This is a genomic window from Alteromonas alvinellae (assembly GCF_902705805.1).
This window is the reverse complement of sequence record NZ_CACSIH010000148.1, coordinates 1-1,839: the sequence shown is the minus strand read 5'-3', so window position 1 is coordinate 1,839 and position 1,839 is coordinate 1. Positions and strand designations below refer to the sequence as shown.

Annotated in this window: 1 protein-coding gene; it reads left to right on the top strand. The window is 41.7% G+C overall.

Features of this window, described 5'->3' with window-relative positions; genetic code table 11:
* Window positions 1-1,774, top strand: a 1,774-nt coding sequence (locus ACX5KA_RS10750) for a thrombospondin type 3 repeat-containing protein (protein ID WP_458731113.1), incomplete at its 5' end; no start/stop codon positions are given.
* Window positions 1,775-1,839: the final 65 nt, after the last annotated feature.

The window sequence follows — 1,839 nt, the reverse complement described above, 5'->3', positions numbered from 1 at the left end:
GCTGACATTTTTAGATGAAGACGGCGTGGCTATTGGCGATGCAGAAGTCTTAAGTCCAGCAGGTACAAATGACTTCGAATGGAAAAAGCGAACCGGTGAAGCTGTTATACCTGTGGGGACTAGGGCTGTTTCTTTCAAAATTGACATGGTTGAACCTCGTACATCGGGCGTTTGGGTAAAATTGGACGACGCCTTCATAAACATCCACGATTTAACCGATCATGACAACGATGGGCTTGGTAATACGGAAGAATTGCAACTTGGCACTAACCCTAACGATCCAGACACCGATAATGACGGTATACCGGATGGTTACGAAGTAGCTTATGGTCTAGACCCTACTGACAGAAGTGACGGTAGACTTGATAGTGACGATGATGGGCTTTCAAACTTCGCGGAATTTAGTCTAGGTACTGATGTCGGTTCTAATGACTCAGACGGCGATGGTATTCCCGATGGCGAAGATAACTTTCCATCTAAGCCGAAAGCCGAATTGTCTGGGCTGATTGATATGATTAATGCTGGAGATATCGATAACGATGGAGTCAGTGACTTTATTTCAGTTGTAGTCGACGATGAATCAAATATTGCTGTTGGGCTAAGAACTGGCGACAACATTTTCGCAAAAACTGAAAAAGCATTTACAGCGTCTGCACAATATCAAGAAACGCAGGTGATATTACTTGGCGACATGTCAGGTAATGAAGTACCTGATATTGGTTTATTTGGCATGATCGAGCAAGAAAGTGATGATGGCCGCAAAACACTTAAACCGCGTCTAGAAGTAATTGACCCGATTGATGGCAGCATCGCAAAGTTCAACTGGCCTGCTAATTGGATTGAAGCAAGCATTGTTAAACTAGACGATATTAATGGTAACGGGACTAATGATATAGCTCTTCAAGGTCGTTTCCTAAACGGTGAGTTAAGACCTCAGCTATTTGCTAAAGATGGAGCTACAGGTGATAAAATCGCCGTATATGGCTTTCCAAACCTTTATAAAGATCCTCAATGGTATCAGCATGGTGACGTAAACGGAGACGGTATTCCTGATATCGCATTATCTGGTCAATTGCTAAAGAACGGCAAATACCAAGTAAAAGTAGTTAACGCTAAAGTGTTTAACGATCGTTTAATTTCTTATAACTTCCCTAACAAATGGGATAATGTAAGTTGGCACAAGCTATCCGATATTAACTCCGATGAAGTTGATGATTGGGGTATGCTTGGAATCCGTAAAGATGATGGTCGTACCCAACTGTTTACTAAAAGTGGTAACGAGGTTAGAGGAACGCTTGGATTATTTGCGTGGCCAGAAGGTATGCAAAACATCACGCTAAGTACTGTTTCAGACATGGATAATAATGGAATTGACGAGATTTCTTTGTCTGGTTTCAGAACTGATGTCAGCAGGCACCAAATTGCAGTTAAAAGTGGAAGTGACCGTAATGACCAATTATTGCGCATAACCTGGGCAGATAACTATGTTGATGTTACTTATCACGTTATTAATGACATCGACGGTAACGGTATCGCAGAGTTTGGGCTGATGGGGAAAGACACACGCGCAAATCAGTATGTACTATCCATAGCGTATGTGGATGAAAGTCTTGCTCATGAAACTAAGCAAGTAAACTTAGGTAACGACTGGCAAAAAGCACCATCTGTAATTTTATTGGATGATGAAGACAACGATGGTATGAAGGAGCTATTGTTCTACGGTAATAGTGAGGGCGGCAGCCCTAAAATAAGAAAAGTAGCTTCGCCTTTGTGAGTCAATAAAACTACTTCAATTATAAAGGGGCGTTAAGCCTAATGCCGATCAGTTAAGAAATATTT